Source organism: Prescottella defluvii (genome assembly GCF_000738775.1).
GTDB lineage: Bacteria > Actinomycetota > Actinomycetes > Mycobacteriales > Mycobacteriaceae > Prescottella > Prescottella defluvii.
Genome location: NZ_JPOC01000005.1, coordinates 96,670 through 113,001 on the forward strand (window position 1 = coordinate 96,670; position 16,332 = coordinate 113,001).

Genomic DNA, 16,332 nt, shown 5'->3' on the forward strand with positions numbered 1-16,332 from the left:
GGCAGAGCTGTCGCGGCGATGTCCCCCGACATCCACGGCACCCCTCGAATGCGCTGCGAATACAGCGAATACGGGCGCGTCAAGGTTGACACAAAATCATGAGGGAAGCCTCACGTTTGCCTGCGCCCCGCTTTCTACCAGCGAGTATCGAGTGATCTTGCGCACAGGTTCACGCGAAAGTGACCCGCGAGTAGATCGCGTAACCGCGGGTCACGGGCCATGCGAGGACGTCCACAAACCTGAGGAAACCCTCACATTGATTGTTATCAATTCGTGACCTCCTTGACGGCAGGCCCGCAGCATGCGTCCACCCCGGATCGCCTTGTCGGGGTCGGCGGTTACCGTGCGCCGGACAATCGAACTTCCGGGGGGAACCATGAGTGCATCAGACGTCCACACACTGCTCGCCTACATCGACGACGCCCTGCCGAGCGAACGAATCCACTGGCCGTCGGGCTGGCCCGGCGAGATCGAGGCGGCACTGCTCGACGCCGTCTTCTCGGCCCGCGCCACGTACGGGACACCGACGTCGGGTGTCCGGCGGGTCGTGGCCAATTGGCGGGCGCACCGCGGTGGGGACCTCGACGACCTCACAGCCTTGGCCGCCTTCGTCGACACCCCCGACCGCTTGGCGGAGATCCTCGGCAACCGTCAGCGGGTGCCGGGCAACTACACCACCAAGGCGGAGGCCGCGGCGCTCGCGGCGGCCGCGCTCGTCGAGGCGGGTGTCGCCGGCAGCGCACGGATCGGGGACGGCCGCATCGCCCGGGAGGCGCTCGCCTCGGTGCCGGGACTCGGCGCGACCACCTGGGAAACGTTCGTCCTGCAACTCGGACTCGTCGGCCCCGCGGCACTCGACACGATCCGCCAGTTCGTGACGGAGGCAATGGGACCCGGCGACACTCCGGTAACCGAGACGCGGGCTCTCGAGGTGCTCGCCGACGTCACCGAGCACCTCGATGTCGACCCGACAGCCCTGCTGGGCGCGGTGTGGCGGTACGGACGGAGCCGGGACCGCACCCGGAACCCGTTGTCCGCGTAGGAGAATCGCTCCGTTCACTCCGGCGGCCGATCCTGACGTTCGGGACCGGCCGCCGGTGGCGTAGTCTGACACCACTCGCGCGAGTGGCGGAATTGGCAGACGCGCTGGATTTAGGTTCCAGTGTCTCAGGACGTGGGGGTTCAAGTCCCCCCTCGCGCACCACGAACAGTCTCACCGTCTCCGGTGAGCAGAGGCGGGCGATCGCCGCGGCCTAGCTCGCGAACTCGACCTGCACCGTCGACGCCCCGCGCAACACGGCCACCTGCTCGGCCTCTGCGCGCACCTGGTCGCGGACCGTCGGGCTCGACGGTCCGAACGCATCCACCGTCACCGTCAATCGGCGCCCACTCTTGCGTGGACGCCACGTCCCGACGATCTGGCCGTCGGCCAGTACCGCGCCGGGATCGCCGACCGTCTTCCACAGCTGGGCATGGTGCATCTTGTCGACGATGGACTGCCGATCACGCATCTGCAGGTAGGGGTCGTGCGGCGGCAGCAGGCGCACCCCATACGCCCGCGGTGGCGCGCGTAGGGCGTCGAGATCGGCGGCGAGGATCCATCCCCGCCTGCCGTCGACGTCGACCGGTGTGAGCTCGTCCTCGACAGACGTCCACCACGGGTCGACGTCACCCGTGCGGACACCCAGCCAGGCGGCGAAGTCCTTGCGGGTGGACGGTCCGTAGCAGTGCAGGTAGCGGCGCAGCAGGTCGGCGCGAGCGACGTCGGGCTCCGTCTGCGGCAACGGCCCGCCCAGCCATTCGTCGAGCAGAACGAACGGCGCCTTGTTCCCGGCCCGCGGTGCGAGGCAGACGATTCCACGCAGCGTCAGGATCCGGATGCAGAAGTGGACGACGGCCTCCCCCAGCGGCTGGTGCGTACCGTAGGGGCCTTCCGACTGCCAAGTCTCCCGGCGGGTGGGCGGCAGCGTGCGTGCGACGCGCTCGGCCAGTTCCTCACCGAGTTCACCGATCGCCAGTTGCCGGCCGGACAGTACGTCGTGGATCTCGTCGGCGATGAGGTCGACCGCCTCGTCCAACCCCATCCCGAGTCGCTCCAGCGCCTGCTCGACACCGCGGATCAACTGCAGCCGCCCGCCCTCCGTCGCCGGCAGCACACCGGTGGTGAAGGTCGGCGCGGCGGCGGCCGGGAAGAAGAACGGCGCCCCGCGCATGCACCAGGACTGCAGCAGGCTGCGGTCCTCGGCGACCAGGTGGTCGACGAGGTCCCCCGTCACGCCCTCGACGCGGGCGTGCAGCGCGAGCAGCGCCGACCCCGGCGGGCTGTTCTGGACGCCGCACGCACCCGCCACCTCGAGCAGATCGTCGATCGGTCGCCGGGCGGTCAGATTATGCGCGTGCAGCCGGAACGCGACGACGTCGCTGGTCCTGACGGTGGCGGAGTCCCCGCTCGGACTAGCTGTCACCAATCGCCTCCCGTCGACAGATCCGATTGTGCCGAACGCACCGTGATCCATCCCGTCGAACGGGTCCCGGCTCGTCCCGACATCACACACCTTCTCGCCGGATCACACACCCTTTGTGCACGGAATTGGGGTGTGACCTCGACGAAACCTGTGTGACGCCGGAGCAGGGTGGCCGAGGATGCCGAGGAGCCGTCAGGCGAACGAGCCCCGCGCCGTGACGACCTCGCCGCCGACGATCACCAGCGACGGCTGCGACAGCACCTGCGGGCCGGTGCGCGGATCCTGCTCGTAGACAATGAGATCCGCGGCAGCGCCGACGTCGAGTCCGCCGCCACCGAGCCAGGTCTGCGCATTCCAGCATGCGGCGCCAAGGGCCTCGGTGGGGGTCATGCCGACCTTGCCGAGCGAGGCGACCTCGTCGGCGATCCGGCCGTGCCGGACGTGGCCGCCGGCGTCGGTGCCCGCATAGATCGGGATGCCGGCATCGCGGGCGGCGCCGATGGTGTCGTTCACCCGCGCGTACAGGTCGCGCATGTGCGCCGCGTACACCGGGAACTTGGTGGCGCCGTCGGCGATCTCGGGGAAGTTGTCGATGTTGATCAGCGTCGGGACCAGCGCGGTGCCGCGTTCGGCCATCATCGCGATCGTGGTGTCGGTGAGGCCGGTGCCGTGCTCGATGCAGTCGATCCCGGCATCGATGAGACCGGGCAGCGCGTCCTCGCCGAACACGTGCGCGGTGACGCGGGCGCCCTCACGGTGTGCGGCCGCGATCGCGTCGACGAGGATGTCGTCGCTCCACAGCGGCGCCAGATCGCCCACCTCGCGGTCGATCCAGTCCCCCACCAACTTCACCCAGCCGTCGCCGGCGCGGGCCTGCCGCACCACCTCGTCGGGCAGTTGCGACTCGTCCTCGAGATCGACGGGCAGTCCGCGGATGTAGCGCTTGGGCGCGGCGATGTGCCGACCCGCGCGGATGATCCGTGGCAGACCCGGGACGTCGTCGAGCGTGCGGGTGTCCACCGGCGATCCGGCGTCGCGGACCAGCAGGACACCGGCGTCCCGCTCGGTCCGTGCCTGCGCCAGCGCCCCGTCGAGGTCCTCGGCGCCACCGCCGTAGCGAATCCCGATGTGGCAGTGGGCATCGACGAGGCCGGGCAGGATCCATCCCTCGGTGCACAGCGTGTGCGCACCCGGCACCGGCTCGTCGGTGATCTTCCCGTCCCGGATCCACAGCTCGAACCGCTGCTCGTCGGGCAGGCCGGTGCCCCGCAGGTGGAACGCGCTCACCGGCGCGCCTACTTCTTGGGGAGCTTGAGCTGCGACAGGTCGATGCCCTCGAGTCCCGGAGGCAACTGGTCGAGGCCCTTGGGCATGTTCGACAGGTCCGGCATGCCGGCGGGCATCCCACCCATACCCGGCATTCCGGCGGGGAAGCCACCCGGGAACCCGCCCCGGATCTTGGGCTGCGTCGGGCCCTTGCCGCCCTTCTTGCCCTTCTTCCCCTTCTTGCCCTTGATCTGCTTGCGCGCACCCGGCATGCCCATGCGACCGGCCATCGCGGCCATCATCTTGCGGGCCTCGAAGAAGCGTTCGACCAGCTGGTTGACGTCGGAGACCTTGACGCCCGAACCGTTCGCGATCCGCAGTCGACGCGAGCCGTTGATGATCTTCGGGTTCTCGCGCTCCTCCGGGGTCATGCCGCGGATGATCGCCTGGATCCGGTCGAGCTGCTTCTCGTCGACGTTGGCGAGCGCGTCCTTCATCTGTCCCGCACCGGGCAGCATGCCCAGCAGGTTGCCGATGGGGCCCATCTTGCGCACGGCCATCATCTGGTCGAGGAAGTCCTCGAGCGTCAGCTGGCCGGAGCCGATCTTCTGCGCGGTCTCCTCCGCCTGCTGGGCATCGAACACCTGCTCGGCCTGCTCGATGAGGCTGAGGACGTCGCCCATGCCGAGGATCCGGCTGGCCATGCGGTCGGGGTGGAAGACATCGAAGTCCTCGAGCTTCTCACCGGTCGACGCGAACAGGATGGGCTCGCCGGTGACCTCGCGGACGCTCAGCGCCGCGCCACCGCGGGCGTCGCCGTCGAGCTTGGTGAGCACGACACCGGTGAAGCCGACACCCGACTTGAACGCCTCCGCGGTGTGCACCGCGTCCTGGCCGATCATCGAGTCGAGCACGAAGATCGTCTCGTCGGGCTGGACGGCGTCGCGGATGCCGGCGGCCTGCGCCATCAGCTCCTCGTCGATGCCGAGACGGCCGGCGGTATCGACGATCACGACGTCGTACTGCTTGTTGCGGGCTTCCTCGACGCCGGCGCGGGCAACCTCGACCGGGTCCGCGGCCGAGATGCCGAGCGGATTCTCGCCGCCGCCGATGGACGTGCCGGGGTGCGGCGCGAACACCGCGGCACCCGCGCGCTCACCGACGATCTTCAGCTGGCTGACGGCACCGGGACGCTGGAGGTCACACGCCACGAGCAGAGGGGTGTGCCCCTGGTCCTTGAGCCACTTGGCGAGCTTGCCGGCGAGGGTGGTCTTACCTGAACCCTGCAGACCGGCCAGCATGATCACCGTCGGCGGCGTCTTCGCGAACTGCAGACGACGCGTCTCGCCGCCCAGGATGCCGACGAGTTCCTCGTTGACGATCTTGACGACCTGCTGCGCCGGGTTGAGCGCTCCCGAGACCTCGGCGCCCTTCGCGCGTTCCTTGATCTTGGCGATGAAGGCGCGGACGACGGGCAGTGCGACGTCGGCCTCGAGGAGCGCGAGACGGATCTCGCGGCACGTGGCGTCGATGTCGGCTCCGGAGAGTCGACCCTTGCCACGCAGATCCTTGAGGGCTCCGGTCAACCTGTCGGAAAGGGATTCGAACACCGAGTGCGCTCCTGAGCTCTGGGAGAAGGCCGTGAAATATTCTCGCAACCAGGGTAACCGCTCGAGGCGGTCGGACCGTGCGGCAACCCTGCACCCGGCTCAGATGGACTCGGCGTCCGGCTCCTGCGCGGGTTCCGGCGCGGGGACGACGGCCAGGATCGCGTCCTCGAGCCGCTGCCGTCCGGCCCGGGTGTCGGCGTCCGTGATCCGGATGCAGAACGCGTCGACCACCGACGAGCCCAGCGTGCTCACCCGCGCCCAGCGCACGTCGGCGCCGTTGCGCTCGAGCACCCGGGCCAGCCTGCTGAGCAGGCCCAACCGGTCCTCCGCCCGCAGTTCCACGATCACCTGCCCCGGCTCTCCGGCGCCCTCGGCGCCCTCGGGGTCGAACCAGATCACCCGGGGCGGGGCCTGCGCGTACTGCACCGGAACGGCAGCCGCGGTCCGATCCTCGAGCGGCTGCGTCCCCCGCGACTCCGCCTCCCGCGCATCCAACTGTTCGAGGACGTCCACCTCGCCGGCGATCGCGCGGATCAGTTCCTGCCGCAGTAGGCCGGCCTGGGGCGGGGCCCCGAACCGCGGCGCGACGACGAACGAATTGATCGCCGAGGCGTCGTGGCTGCCCAGCGACGCCGACAGCACCCGCAGCGAATGCAGGGCCAGCACGCCGGCCTCGTGGGACAGCAGGCCGGGCGTGTCGGGCGCGACGACGGTGACGACGAACGTGTGCGCGGCGGGACCGGGGTGCAGCGAGACATGGATGCCTCCGCCGGCCGCCAGGTCGATCAGCGCCGGGTCGATCGGGTCGGGCGCCGGCAGCGGCTCCCCCGCCATCGCGAGGCGGCAGCGACGCACCAACTCGCCGATCAGCGACGACTTCCAGTCGCCCCACACGCCGGGGCCGGTCGCCAGCGAGTCGGCCTCGGCGAGCGCGTGCAGCAGTTCGAGCAGGACCGGGTCGCCGCCGAGCTTGTCCACCACCATCTGCACGGTGCCCGGATCGTCCAGGTCGCGGCGGGTGGCGGTCTGCGCCAGCAACAGGTGATGCCGCACCATCGCGGTCAGCAACGCGATGTCCGACGGCCACAGCCCCAGCCGGGTGCCGATCTGGACGGCGAGTTCCGCCCCGACCTCACTGTGGTCGCCACCGCGCCCCTTGCCGATGTCGTGCAGCAGTGCGCCGAGCATCAGCAGGTCCGGCCGCGCGACACGGGTGGTGAGGGCGCCGGCCTGAGCGACGGTCTCCACCAGGTGCCGGTCGACGGTCCAGGTGTGGACGGCGTCCCGCGGCGGCAGGTCGCGTACCGCGCCCCACTCCGGCAGCAGCCGCCCCCACAGCCCGGTCCGGTCCAGGGCCTCGATCGTCGGGATCGCCCGGGTGCCCGAGCCCAGCAGGACCAGCAGGTCGGCGAGTGCACCCGGGGGCCACGGTTCCCTCAGTTCGGGGGCGTTGTCCGACAGCCGGCCGAGCGTGGACGCCGAGATGGGCATCCCGGTGACCGCCGCCGCCGCCGCGACCCGCACCACCAGTCCGGGGTCCCGGCCGAGCCGGGCGTCGCGCGCCAGCACCACTTCGCCGCCGTGTTCGACGACGCCCTCGTCGATCGGGCGTCGCACGGGAATCCCGCGAAGTCTCGACAGACCACGCCGTGGCAGCGAATTGTTCGCCGTCCGCAACCCGACGTCGACGGAGTAGCCGATGGTTCTGGCGCAGTCGCTGAGCGTGCGGGCCAGGTCGAACCGGTCCCCGATGCGCAGCGCGGCGCCGATCTCGTCCGCGTCCTGCGCGCGTAACTGGTCCCGCGAGCGGCCCGCCACCCGGTGCAGTTCGGTGCGCACGTCGAGCAGGCGGCGATGCGCGAGCGCCAACCCGCCGCCCGGCACGTCCGGCCCGAGACCGGGCATCCCGTCGGTGAGCTGTGCGATCGACAGCGCGTTGAGCAGTTGGACGTCGCGCAGTCCGCCGCGGCCGTTCTTGAGGTCGGGTTCGGCGCGGTGCGCGATCTCGCCGCTGCGCGCCCACCGACCGCGGGCCTGTTCGACGAGTTCATCGAAGCGCGAACGGATTCCGGTGCGCCACTGCCGTCGCACACCGCCGATGAGCAGGTGGCTCAGCTCGACATCGCCGGCGATGTGCCGGGCCTCGAGCATGCCGAGCGTCGCGGTCAGGTCGGCGGCCGCGACCTGCAGTGCCTGCGGCACGGTCCGCACGCTGTGGTCGAGTTTGATGTGCGCGTCCCACAGCGGATACCACAGTTGATCGGCGACCCGCGAGAGCCGCGCGGGATCGACGTCGTCGTGCAGCAGGATCAGGTCCAGATCCGAGTACGGCATCATCTCGCGGCGGCCCAGGCCGCCGACCGCGACGATCGCGAAGCCCGAGTCCGGCCGGATACCCAGTTCGTTTCCCTTTGTGGTGAGCCAGAATTCGTGCAGATCGACCAGCGCATGCCGCAATGCGGGTGCGTCCAGGCGATGGTTCCGGGTTCCACCCGCCAGCAACTGCTCGCGCGCCCGCGCCAGGTCCCGAGCGTCGTCGGGATGATCGGTGCCGGGTCCGTGAGACCCGGACGGCCCCGACCCCGCCGCCGTGGTGGCGACAGGATCAGGGCCGTCGGATCCGGACCCGTGAGGGTCAGATCGCATCCCCGCCCCGTTCCCCGGTGCGGACCCGGATGACCGATTCCACCGGTGTGACCCAGACCTTTCCGTCACCGATCTTGCCGGTGCGGGCTGCCTCGACGATGACCTCGACGACCTTGTCGACGACCGAGTCGTCGACGACGACCTCGACGCGAACCTTCGGCACGAAGTCGACCGAGTACTCGGCGCCGCGGTAGACCTCGGTGTGGCCCTTCTGCCGCCCGTAGCCCTGCACCTCGCTGACCGTCATTCCGAGCACACCTGCCTGCTCGAGTCCGGTCTTGACGTCTTCGAGCGTGAACGGCTTGACGATTGCGGTGATCAGCTTCATCTCTCATGCCTCCCTGGCGGCAACAGTGGCGGGCGCAGGCGTGCGACCTTGGACCGGGCTTCCAGCGAGCGCGACGAAGTCGTAGGCACTCTCGGCGTGTTCGCTCTCGTCCACCCCGCGAACCTCGTCCTCGGCGCTGACCCGCAGTCCGATCGTGACCTTCACGATAAGCGCGATCACGGCCGTTGCGATGCAGGAGTACACGAGGACGGCGCCCGCGCCGACCGCCTGACGCCACAACTGGTCGAATCCGCCGCCGTAGAACAGGCCGTCGACACCGGTCGGTGCGGCCTTCGTGGCGACCAGGCCGACCAGCAGCGTGCCGACGAGACCACCGACGAGGTGGACGCCGACGACGTCGAGCGAGTCGTCGTAGCCGAAGCGGTACTTCAGGCCGACGGCGAGGGCACACAGTGCACCGGAGATGACACCGATCACGAGGGCGCCGACGACGTCGACGGACGCGCAGGCCGGGGTGATGGCAACCAGGCCGGCGACGATGCCCGACGCACCACCGAGCGAGGTGGCGTGCCCGTCGCGGATCTTCTCCACGAGCAGCCAGGCGAGCATCGCGGCACAGGTCGCGACGATGGTGGTCACGAATGCGGCGGCGGCGACGCCGTTCGAGCCGACGGCCGAGCCGGCGTTGAAACCGAACCAGCCGAACCACAGCAGCGCCGCACCGAGCATCACGAACGGCAGGTTGTGCGGACGGAACGGGGTCGTCGGCCACCCGCGGCGCTTCCCGATCATCAGGGCGAGAACCAGACCCGCGACACCGGCATTGATGTGCACGGCGGTGCCGCCGGCGAAGTCGATCGCACCGAGCTTGTTGGCGATCCAGCCGCCGGTCTCCGCGGTCACGCCGTCGAAGGAGAACACCCAGTGCGCGACCGGGAAGTAGACGATCGTCGCCCACAGACCCGCGAACAGCATCCAGGGGCCGAACTTCATGCGGTCGGCGACCGCGCCCGAGATCAGCGCGACGGTGAGAATCGCGAACATCGCCTGGAATGCGACGAACACGAGCGCCGGGACGCTACCGACCAGCGGAATCGATACGGCGGCACCGGTTTCGGCGTCAGCAAGGTAATCGCCGCCGAAAAGCCCCTTCAGCCCGAAGAACTCGGTCGGGTCGCCGATGATTCCGCCCTTGTCGTCACCGAAAGTCATGGAATAGCCGAACAGGACCCAGAGAACGCCCACGACACCCATCGCGCCGACGCTCATCATGATCATGTTCAGCACGTTCTTCGCGCGAACCATGCCGCCATAGAAGAACGCGACGCCCGGCGTCATCAGGAGCACCAGCGCGGCGCTCATGAGCATCCACGCGGTGTCCCCGGTGTCCGGGGTTCCGATAGTGGGAAAATCCACGGTAGCCCTCCTCATCAGTCTTGTCGTTCTGTAAGGAAAGACTGCTCACGCGGTGTTTCATCCGTGGTTTCGCGGAGTTTCGGACAGGTGAACGGATCGGCGGGAAGTGTTGCGATCTCGTTTCGTGGCTGTCGATCTGCGGCGAAGACCAGCGAAGCACGACGTCGGTTCATCCAGCCGCACCGTGGAACGTGCCGGCGTCGGCCGACTCGGTGGGACGCACGCTCAGGCGGGCAGATACTCCGCACGCAGGACGTCCTTGCGGAGTTTGCCGGATTCCAGTCGGGGAAGCTCGTCCCGGAAGTCCAGGACGCGAGGCACCTTGAATCGGGCGAGCTGCTCCCGGGCGAACGCGAGGATCTCGTCCGCGAGTTCCGGGGTGGCCGCGACGCCGGGGGCAGGCTGCACGACGGCGTGCACGTACTCCCCCAGGTCCGCGTGCGGCAGCCCGAACACGGCGACGTCGGCGACGGACGGATGCATGATCATGCGGCCCTCGATCTCGGCCGGGTAGATGTTCACACCGCCGGCGATGATCATGAACGCCTTGCGGTCGGTCAGGTACAGGTACCCGTCCGCGTCCAGGCGCCCCATGTCCCCGATCGTCGCCCACGTCGGGTGGTCCGGGTGCCGCGCGTCAGCGGTCTTCGCGTCGTCGTTGTGGTAGCCGAAGGGTGCGCCCTGCCGCTCGAAGTAGACGGTGCCCACCTCATCCGTGGCCAGCTCAGCGCCGTCGTCTCCGCAGATGCGGATCGGACCCGTCACCGACCGCCCCACGCTGCCGGGACGCGTCGCCCAGTCCCGCGCGGCGATGAACGTGACACCGAGACCCTCTGTGCCTGTGTAGTACTCGTCGACGATCGGTCCCAGCCAGTCCAGCATCTCGCGTTTGACGTCGACGGGACACGGTGCGGCGGAGTGCAGTAGAGCCTCGAGCGAGGACAGGTCGTGGCCGGTCCGGACCGCCGGATCCAGCTTGAGCAGCCGCACCATCATCGTCGGCACGAGCTGGGTGTGGGTGACGCGATGCCGCTCGATCAGCGCGAGGAACTCCTCCGGGTCCCACTTCGGCATGACGACGACGGTGCCGCCGATCTCCTGCACCGCGATCGACCAGTTGAACGCTGCGGCATGGTAGAGCGGTCCCGGCACCAGATACACCGAGTCTGCGTCCATCGAGGTGATGCCGCAGACCAGATTGGAGTTGCGCGGTGCGGCGGGGTCGTCGACCCGCAGGCCGGTCAGCGCCCGCTTGACGCCCTTCGGTCGACCCGTGGTGCCGGAGGAGTAGAGCATCAGCTGGCCACGCGGCTCGTCGCCGAGTGGCTCCGGCGACTGCCGCGCCAGTACGTCCTCGTAGGGTTCGACGCCGTCGACGACGCCGTCGAACATCAGGCGGTGCACGGCTGCGTCGAGGAGCGGTAGCAGCCCGACGACGGTGTCCCGCAGGCCGTGCGAGCAGATCAGGACCCGCGCTCCCGAATCCGCCACGATGTACGCGGCCTCGGCCGGCGTGCTGTGCCGGTTGATCGCGGTGACGTACAGACCGGATCGCACTGCCGCCCAGTAGACCTCGAAGAACCGGACGTGATTCTCCGCCATGATGACGACGCCGTCGCCCACTCGCAGACCCCGTTCTCGGAGCTCGCGGGCGAGCTGGATCGAGCGCTCGTCGAGTTCCCCGTAGGTCAGACCGGGGCCACGGCCCATCCGGACAGCGACTCGGTCGGGATAGTTGCGGGCGTGCGCTCCGGGATACATCAGGGCCTCCGATGGTGGTGGTGAACGGACAGTTTCGTAGCGTCGTTGCGCGACCTCTCGGGCTCCCCCATTTCAACCCTTTCCGCGGGCGGAGATCTGCCGCATCCGAACAATGCGCCCGGCCAGCAGATTTCAAGGAGGACGGCGCGACGATCGCACAATCGAAAAGGGGAGAAAACCGAAACAATGCTCGCCGAATTCCCGATGCCGAACCCTTCCGGACAATGCGCACCGAATTCCTACGCTACATCGCTGACCGCAAGCTATCTCGCCCACGCCGCCGCGCGCAACCCGTGCAGCGTTGGCGCAGTGCATGTTCGATCCGACCGAGCGGGCCGCGGACAGCGGCGTCCACTCGCCGCGCCGGAGCCCCGAGTGGTGAACTCTTGACAGTTTAAGATCGCGACCTTAAGGTCCGTCGTGTGATCCAGCCCATGCCCCGAGTCGCGATGATCGATGCCGCCGAACGGCTCATTGTGGAGCGAGGGCTACCGGCACTCACACTCAAAGACGTTCAACTCGCGGCGAACCAGTCCAACAATTCCGCGGCGAAATACCATTTCGGATCTCGGGACGGCCTCATCGACGCGCTGATCGAAATGCGCATGGCTCCGGTCAACGCCCGCCGAACCCAACTGCTCGACGCAATGGAAAGGTCGGACTCCCCGGCGACCGTCCGAATCGCTGTCGAGGCCCTCGTTCACCCGCTGGCCGCCGAGACCCTCGGCCGGCCCGGCAGCCGCTACGCGCGCTTTCTCGTCCAGGCGGTCACCGATCCCGCGCTCGCGGACCTGACCCGGAAGCATTTGATGGCAGAAAGCTATCGGCGGGTCCATCAGCTGCTGACCGACCTCTGCCCCGCGCCGGCGGACATCGCCGGCTGGCGGACCGCCAACGCCGTCATGCTCAACATGACGGCGCTCGCCGCGCGTGAAGGAGCCGACCGCACTCCGTCGGAGACCACCGCGATCGTCTCCGACCTCGTGGGCACACTCGTCGCCATGTTCGAGGCCCCCACCGCACCTCCCACCCCGCACCGCTAGGAGCTTCTCCATGACCTACGCGCTTCCCGTCACCGCCGCGCCCACTCCCACAGACCCTCTCGCCTACTTCGGCCCGATCGTCGCCCCACGCGCCACCCCGGCCGTGGACGACCGGCCCTACGAGCTGTTCTCCGTGGAACCGCAGACCCCCACCATCGGTGCGGAGATCTCCGGTATCCGACTGGGCGGCGATCTGCCCGACGCGGTGATGGCAGAGCTTCGCCGGGCACTGCTCGAGTGGAAGGTGCTGTTCTTCCGCGGCCAGGACATCACCCGAGAGGACCATCGCGCGTTCGCCGCGCGATGGGGTGAGCTCGAGCAACACCCCTTCTACAAGTACACCCAGCCCGGACAGAGCGCCGTCGACGTCGCGACCCTCGCCAAGGATGCGACTGCCGTAGGCGCGGAGAACATCTGGCACAACGACGTCACGTGGCACAGGTTCCCGTCGTTCGCGGCGGTCCTGCGCGCGGTCGAGATTCCCTCCGTGGGCGGGGACACCCTCTGGGCCGACACCGGTGCGGCATACGATCTGCTGCCCGAGGCCATCAAGGCGAGAATCGACCACCTCGAGGCCGAGCACGACTGGGTCAGATCGTTCGGCTCCGGGATGCCGCAGGACGCGATCGAGCGACTGCGGCCCGAGTTCCCGCCGGTCACACACCCCGTCGTGCGAGTCGTCCCGGAGACCGGCCGCCGCGTGCTGTTCGTCAACGTCGCGTTCACCCAGCGCATTCTCGGGGTGACGGAGGACGAGTCGAACGAGTTGCTGCGGTTGCTCTACCGCCACCTCATGCGACCCGAACTGCAGGTGCGCCTGCGATGGCAGCCGGACACCATCGCCTTCTGGGACAACCGCACGTGCCAGCACTACGCCTCGAGCGACTACCACCCGGCCCGACGGGTCATGGAGCGGATCTCGATCGTCGGCGACGAGCCGATCGGGATCGGCTCCTGAACCACCCACCCTTCGAGTGTCGAACACCTTGCACAAGAACACTATTCGGCACATTCGTGCCGACCGGCCGACAGGAGTTCCCATCGTGACAGAGGCCCCCACCATCGACCGTCGTACCCACCTGCGATCCCTGCTCGAGACCCGCAGCAGCTGCCGCGCGTTCACATCGGACCCCGTCCCGCGCGAAACAGTGGAACAGATTCTCGAGATGGCCCAGCGCACACCGTCGTGGTGCAACACCCAGCCCTGGCAGGTGTCCCTCACCGAGGGCGACGGAACCGAGCGGCTCCGGACGGGACTTCGCGAGTACGTGCGCTCGTCCCCACAGGAACCGGACTTTCCGTTCCCCACCGGATATCGGGGCGACTACGGCGCCCGGCGCAAGGACTGCGCGATGCAGCTGTACTCCAGCGTCGGCATCGAGGAGGGCGACCGCGGCGCCTCGGCGGCGCAGACGATGAAGAACTTCGACCTGTTCGGCGCTCCACACGTCGCCGTCATCACGACGGACGAGGCTCTCGGGATCTATGGCGCCGTCGACTGCGGCCTGTACGTGAACACCTTCCTGCTGGCCGCCCACAGTCTCGGCATCGCCGCCGTCCCGCAGGCGGCACTGGCCGGCAGCGCACCGTATCTGCGTCGCTTCTTCGGCTTCGCCGACGACCGAAAGGTCGTCTGCTCCATCTCGTTCGGTTACGCCGACGAGACCCATCCGGCCAACAGCTTCCGCACCCCTCGGGCGAGCATCGAGACGGTGGCGAGCTGGGTGTCCTGAGAACGATCACCCCCCATCTCCCCACGACAGGCATAGAGGTCTTCTGTACATGGACGTCGTCGAAGAGCAGCACGGCAGAGTTCTGGTCATCCGCATCGAACGGGAGGCCAAACGCAATGCGATCAACCGGTCCGTCACGGAGGGCATAGACGCGGCACTGAACCGCCTCGAGGACGATCCCGAGTTGTGGGTCGGCATCCTCACCGGCACCCCACGGGTGTTCAGCGCAGGAACCGACCTCGCGGCGGGCGTGAGTCTGCGGACCGAGCGGGGCGGCGAGTACGGCATCGCGCGGCGCGAGCGGGACACCCCGCTGATCGCGGCCGTCGAAGGACCCGCGCTCGGCGGCGGATTCGAGATGGCACTCGCATGCGACGCGATCATCGCCTCTCGCACAGCGCGTTTCGGCCTACCCGAAACCCGTCGCGGGCTTGTCGCGGCCTCCGGTGCACTCTTCCGTGCCGCACGCGCCCTGCCGCCGAATGTGGCGCGGGAACTGCTCATCTCCGGCCGCACCCTGGAACCCGAACGCGCCTACCAGCTGGGCCTGGTCAACGAAGTGACCGAGGCCGGACACGCGCTGGAACGGGCGCTCGCCCTCGCCGAGGACATCTGCCTTTCCTCACCGATGGCAGTGCGTGAGACCCTGCGCGCGCTACGCGGGCTCACCGCGGCGGAAGACACCCTCGGATGGCAAGCCACAGCGCAGGCCATCGACGTCTTCCGCGCATCGGAGGACATGAAGGAGGGCATCAGCGCGTTCTTCGAGGGCCGTGCACCGCAATGGCGCGGACGCTGACCGACGCGCCCGGCACCCGGCTCCGACGTCCTGTGCCGAACCACACTGCCCGGCCCCTGAATCAGGGACCGGGCAGTGGTGTGTGAGGGAGACGTGTCAGCCGAGCAGTGCGTCGACGAAGGCCTCCGGCTCGAAGGGCGCGAGGTCGTCGGCGCCCTCACCGAGTCCGACGAGCTTCACCGGGACACCCAGCTCGTGCTGGACCTGGAAGACGATCCCGCCCTTGGCGGTGCCGTCGAGCTTGGTGAGCACGACACCGGTGATGTCGACGACCTCCGCGAACACGCGGGCCTGCATGAGTCCGTTCTGGCCGACGGTGGCGTCGAGGACCAGCAGGACGTCGTCGACGGCGGCCTTCTTCTCCACGACACGCTTGACCTTGCCGAGCTCGTCCATGAGGCCGGTCTTGGTGTGCAGGCGGCCGGCGGTGTCGATGACGACGACGTCGACACCGTCCTCGATGCCCTTGGCGACCGAATCGAACGCGATCGCGGCCGGATCGCCGCCCTCGGGTCCGCGGACCACCTCGGCGCCCACGCGCTCGGCCCACGTCTGCAGCTGGTCGGCCGCGGCAGCGCGGAACGTGTCGGCCGCACCGAGCAGGACACGGCGACCGTCGGCGACCAGGACGCGGGCCAGCTTGCCGGTGGTGGTGGTCTTGCCGGTGCCGTTGACACCGACCACGAGCAGCACCGCGGGATGGTCCCCGTGCGGCAGCGCACGGATGGAGCGATCCATCTCGGGACGCAGTTCCTCGATGAGCACCTCCCGCAGCAGCGCGCGGGCGTCGGCCTCGCTGCGCACTCCGCGGGCGGCCATCTGCTCACGCAGGCGCTCGACGACCTTCATCGTGGTGGCGGTGCCGAGGTCCGCGATCAGCAGCGTGTCCTCGACCTCCTCCCACGAATCCTCGTCGAGGTCGCCGCCGCCGAGCAGGCCGAGCAGGCTCTTGCCGACCGCATTCTGCGACCGGGACAGTCGACCGCGCAGGCGATCAAGGCGGCCCTCGGTGGGTGCGATCTCCTCGATGGCGGGCGCGGGGGCAGCTTCCGGCTCAGCAGGCGCAACCGGCTCGGGCTCGGGCTCGGCAACCGGCGCCGGCTCCTCGACGACGGGCTCCGGCGCGGGTTCGACGACCGGCTCCGGCGGGGCGACAGGTTCGGGCGCGGCCGGGGCCTCGGGCTCGACGACCGGTGCCGGCTTCTCGACCACGGGCTCGGGAGCCGCGGGCGCCTCGGGCTCGGCAACCGGCGCCGGCTTCTCGACCACGGGCTCGGGAGCCGGCGGGACGATCGGCTTGGGCT

13 protein-coding genes and 1 tRNA gene are annotated in these 16,332 nt (G+C 69.1%); 6 read left to right on the top strand and 8 right to left on the bottom strand.

The features are described from left to right. The first annotated feature begins 376 nt into the window (after positions 1-376). Both IJ15_RS0101670 and IJ15_RS0101675 read left to right on the top strand, forming a co-directional pair. Positions 377-1,042, top strand: a complete 666-nt coding sequence (locus IJ15_RS0101670) for a hypothetical protein (RefSeq protein WP_031936614.1) — start codon at positions 377-379, stop codon at positions 1,040-1,042. Between the two features lie 77 nt (positions 1,043-1,119). Further along, positions 1,120-1,204: transfer RNA gene (locus IJ15_RS0101675), tRNA-Leu, on the top strand. Positions 1,205-1,253: 49 nt separating this feature from the next. Here the strand turns inward: IJ15_RS0101675 and IJ15_RS0101680 are convergent. The 7 genes from IJ15_RS0101680 to IJ15_RS0101710 all read right to left on the bottom strand — a co-directional run bounded on the left by IJ15_RS0101680 (position 1,254) and on the right by IJ15_RS0101710 (position 11,453). Continuing rightward, positions 1,254-2,465, bottom strand: a complete 1,212-nt coding sequence (locus IJ15_RS0101680) for a winged helix DNA-binding domain-containing protein (RefSeq protein ID WP_031936615.1) — start codon at positions 2,463-2,465, stop codon at positions 1,254-1,256. Positions 2,466-2,657: 192 nt separating this feature from the next. After that, positions 2,658-3,752 (bottom strand): metal-dependent hydrolase family protein, encoded by a 1,095-nt coding sequence (locus IJ15_RS0101685; protein WP_031936616.1) that lies wholly within the window; start codon positions 3,750-3,752, stop codon positions 2,658-2,660. Positions 3,753-3,760: 8 nt separating this feature from the next. Continuing rightward, positions 3,761-5,341 carry a signal recognition particle protein gene (ffh, locus tag IJ15_RS0101690; RefSeq protein ID WP_031936617.1) on the bottom strand — a complete coding sequence of 527 codons (1,581 nt, stop codon included), beginning with the start codon at positions 5,339-5,341 and terminating at the stop codon, positions 3,761-3,763. Positions 5,342-5,440: 99 nt separating this feature from the next. Continuing rightward, positions 5,441-7,987, bottom strand: a complete 2,547-nt coding sequence (locus IJ15_RS0101695; RefSeq protein WP_031936618.1) for a [protein-PII] uridylyltransferase — start codon at positions 7,985-7,987, stop codon at positions 5,441-5,443. Next, positions 7,977-8,315, bottom strand: coding sequence for a P-II family nitrogen regulator (locus tag IJ15_RS0101700; protein WP_031936619.1), 339 nt, complete (start codon positions 8,313-8,315; stop codon positions 7,977-7,979). The genes IJ15_RS0101695 and IJ15_RS0101700 overlap by 11 nt, the downstream gene beginning before the upstream one ends. A gap of 3 nt (positions 8,316-8,318) precedes the next feature. Continuing rightward, positions 8,319-9,692: an ammonium transporter gene (locus tag IJ15_RS0101705; RefSeq protein WP_031936620.1), complete on the bottom strand. Its 1,374-nt coding sequence runs from the start codon at positions 9,690-9,692 to the stop codon at positions 8,319-8,321. A 225-nt stretch (positions 9,693-9,917) separates the two neighbouring features. Next, positions 9,918-11,453: an acyl-CoA synthetase gene (locus IJ15_RS0101710; RefSeq protein WP_031936621.1), complete on the bottom strand. Its 1,536-nt coding sequence runs from the start codon at positions 11,451-11,453 to the stop codon at positions 9,918-9,920. 449 nt (positions 11,454-11,902) lie between these two features. Between IJ15_RS0101710 and IJ15_RS0101715 the strand changes: the two genes are divergently transcribed. From IJ15_RS0101715 to IJ15_RS0101730, 4 genes are all read left to right on the top strand, one after another. Then, positions 11,903-12,496: a TetR family transcriptional regulator gene (locus IJ15_RS0101715; RefSeq protein ID WP_031936622.1), complete on the top strand. Its 594-nt coding sequence runs from the start codon at positions 11,903-11,905 to the stop codon at positions 12,494-12,496. A gap of 10 nt (positions 12,497-12,506) precedes the next feature. Continuing rightward, positions 12,507-13,454 (top strand): TauD/TfdA dioxygenase family protein, encoded by a 948-nt coding sequence (locus IJ15_RS0101720; RefSeq protein WP_031936623.1) that lies wholly within the window; start codon positions 12,507-12,509, stop codon positions 13,452-13,454. Between the two features lie 85 nt (positions 13,455-13,539). Next, positions 13,540-14,229, top strand: a complete 690-nt coding sequence (locus IJ15_RS0101725) for a nitroreductase (RefSeq protein ID WP_031936624.1) — start codon at positions 13,540-13,542, stop codon at positions 14,227-14,229. Between the two features lie 49 nt (positions 14,230-14,278). Next, positions 14,279-15,028 carry an enoyl-CoA hydratase-related protein gene (locus IJ15_RS0101730; RefSeq protein ID WP_031936625.1) on the top strand — a complete coding sequence of 250 codons (750 nt, stop codon included), beginning with the start codon at positions 14,279-14,281 and terminating at the stop codon, positions 15,026-15,028. A gap of 96 nt (positions 15,029-15,124) precedes the next feature. On the opposite strand, the gene ftsY is transcribed toward IJ15_RS0101730, so the two are convergent. After that, positions 15,125-16,332 (bottom strand): signal recognition particle-docking protein FtsY (gene ftsY / locus IJ15_RS0101735; RefSeq protein WP_031936626.1); only part of this gene is annotated, 1,208 nt, incomplete at its 5' end.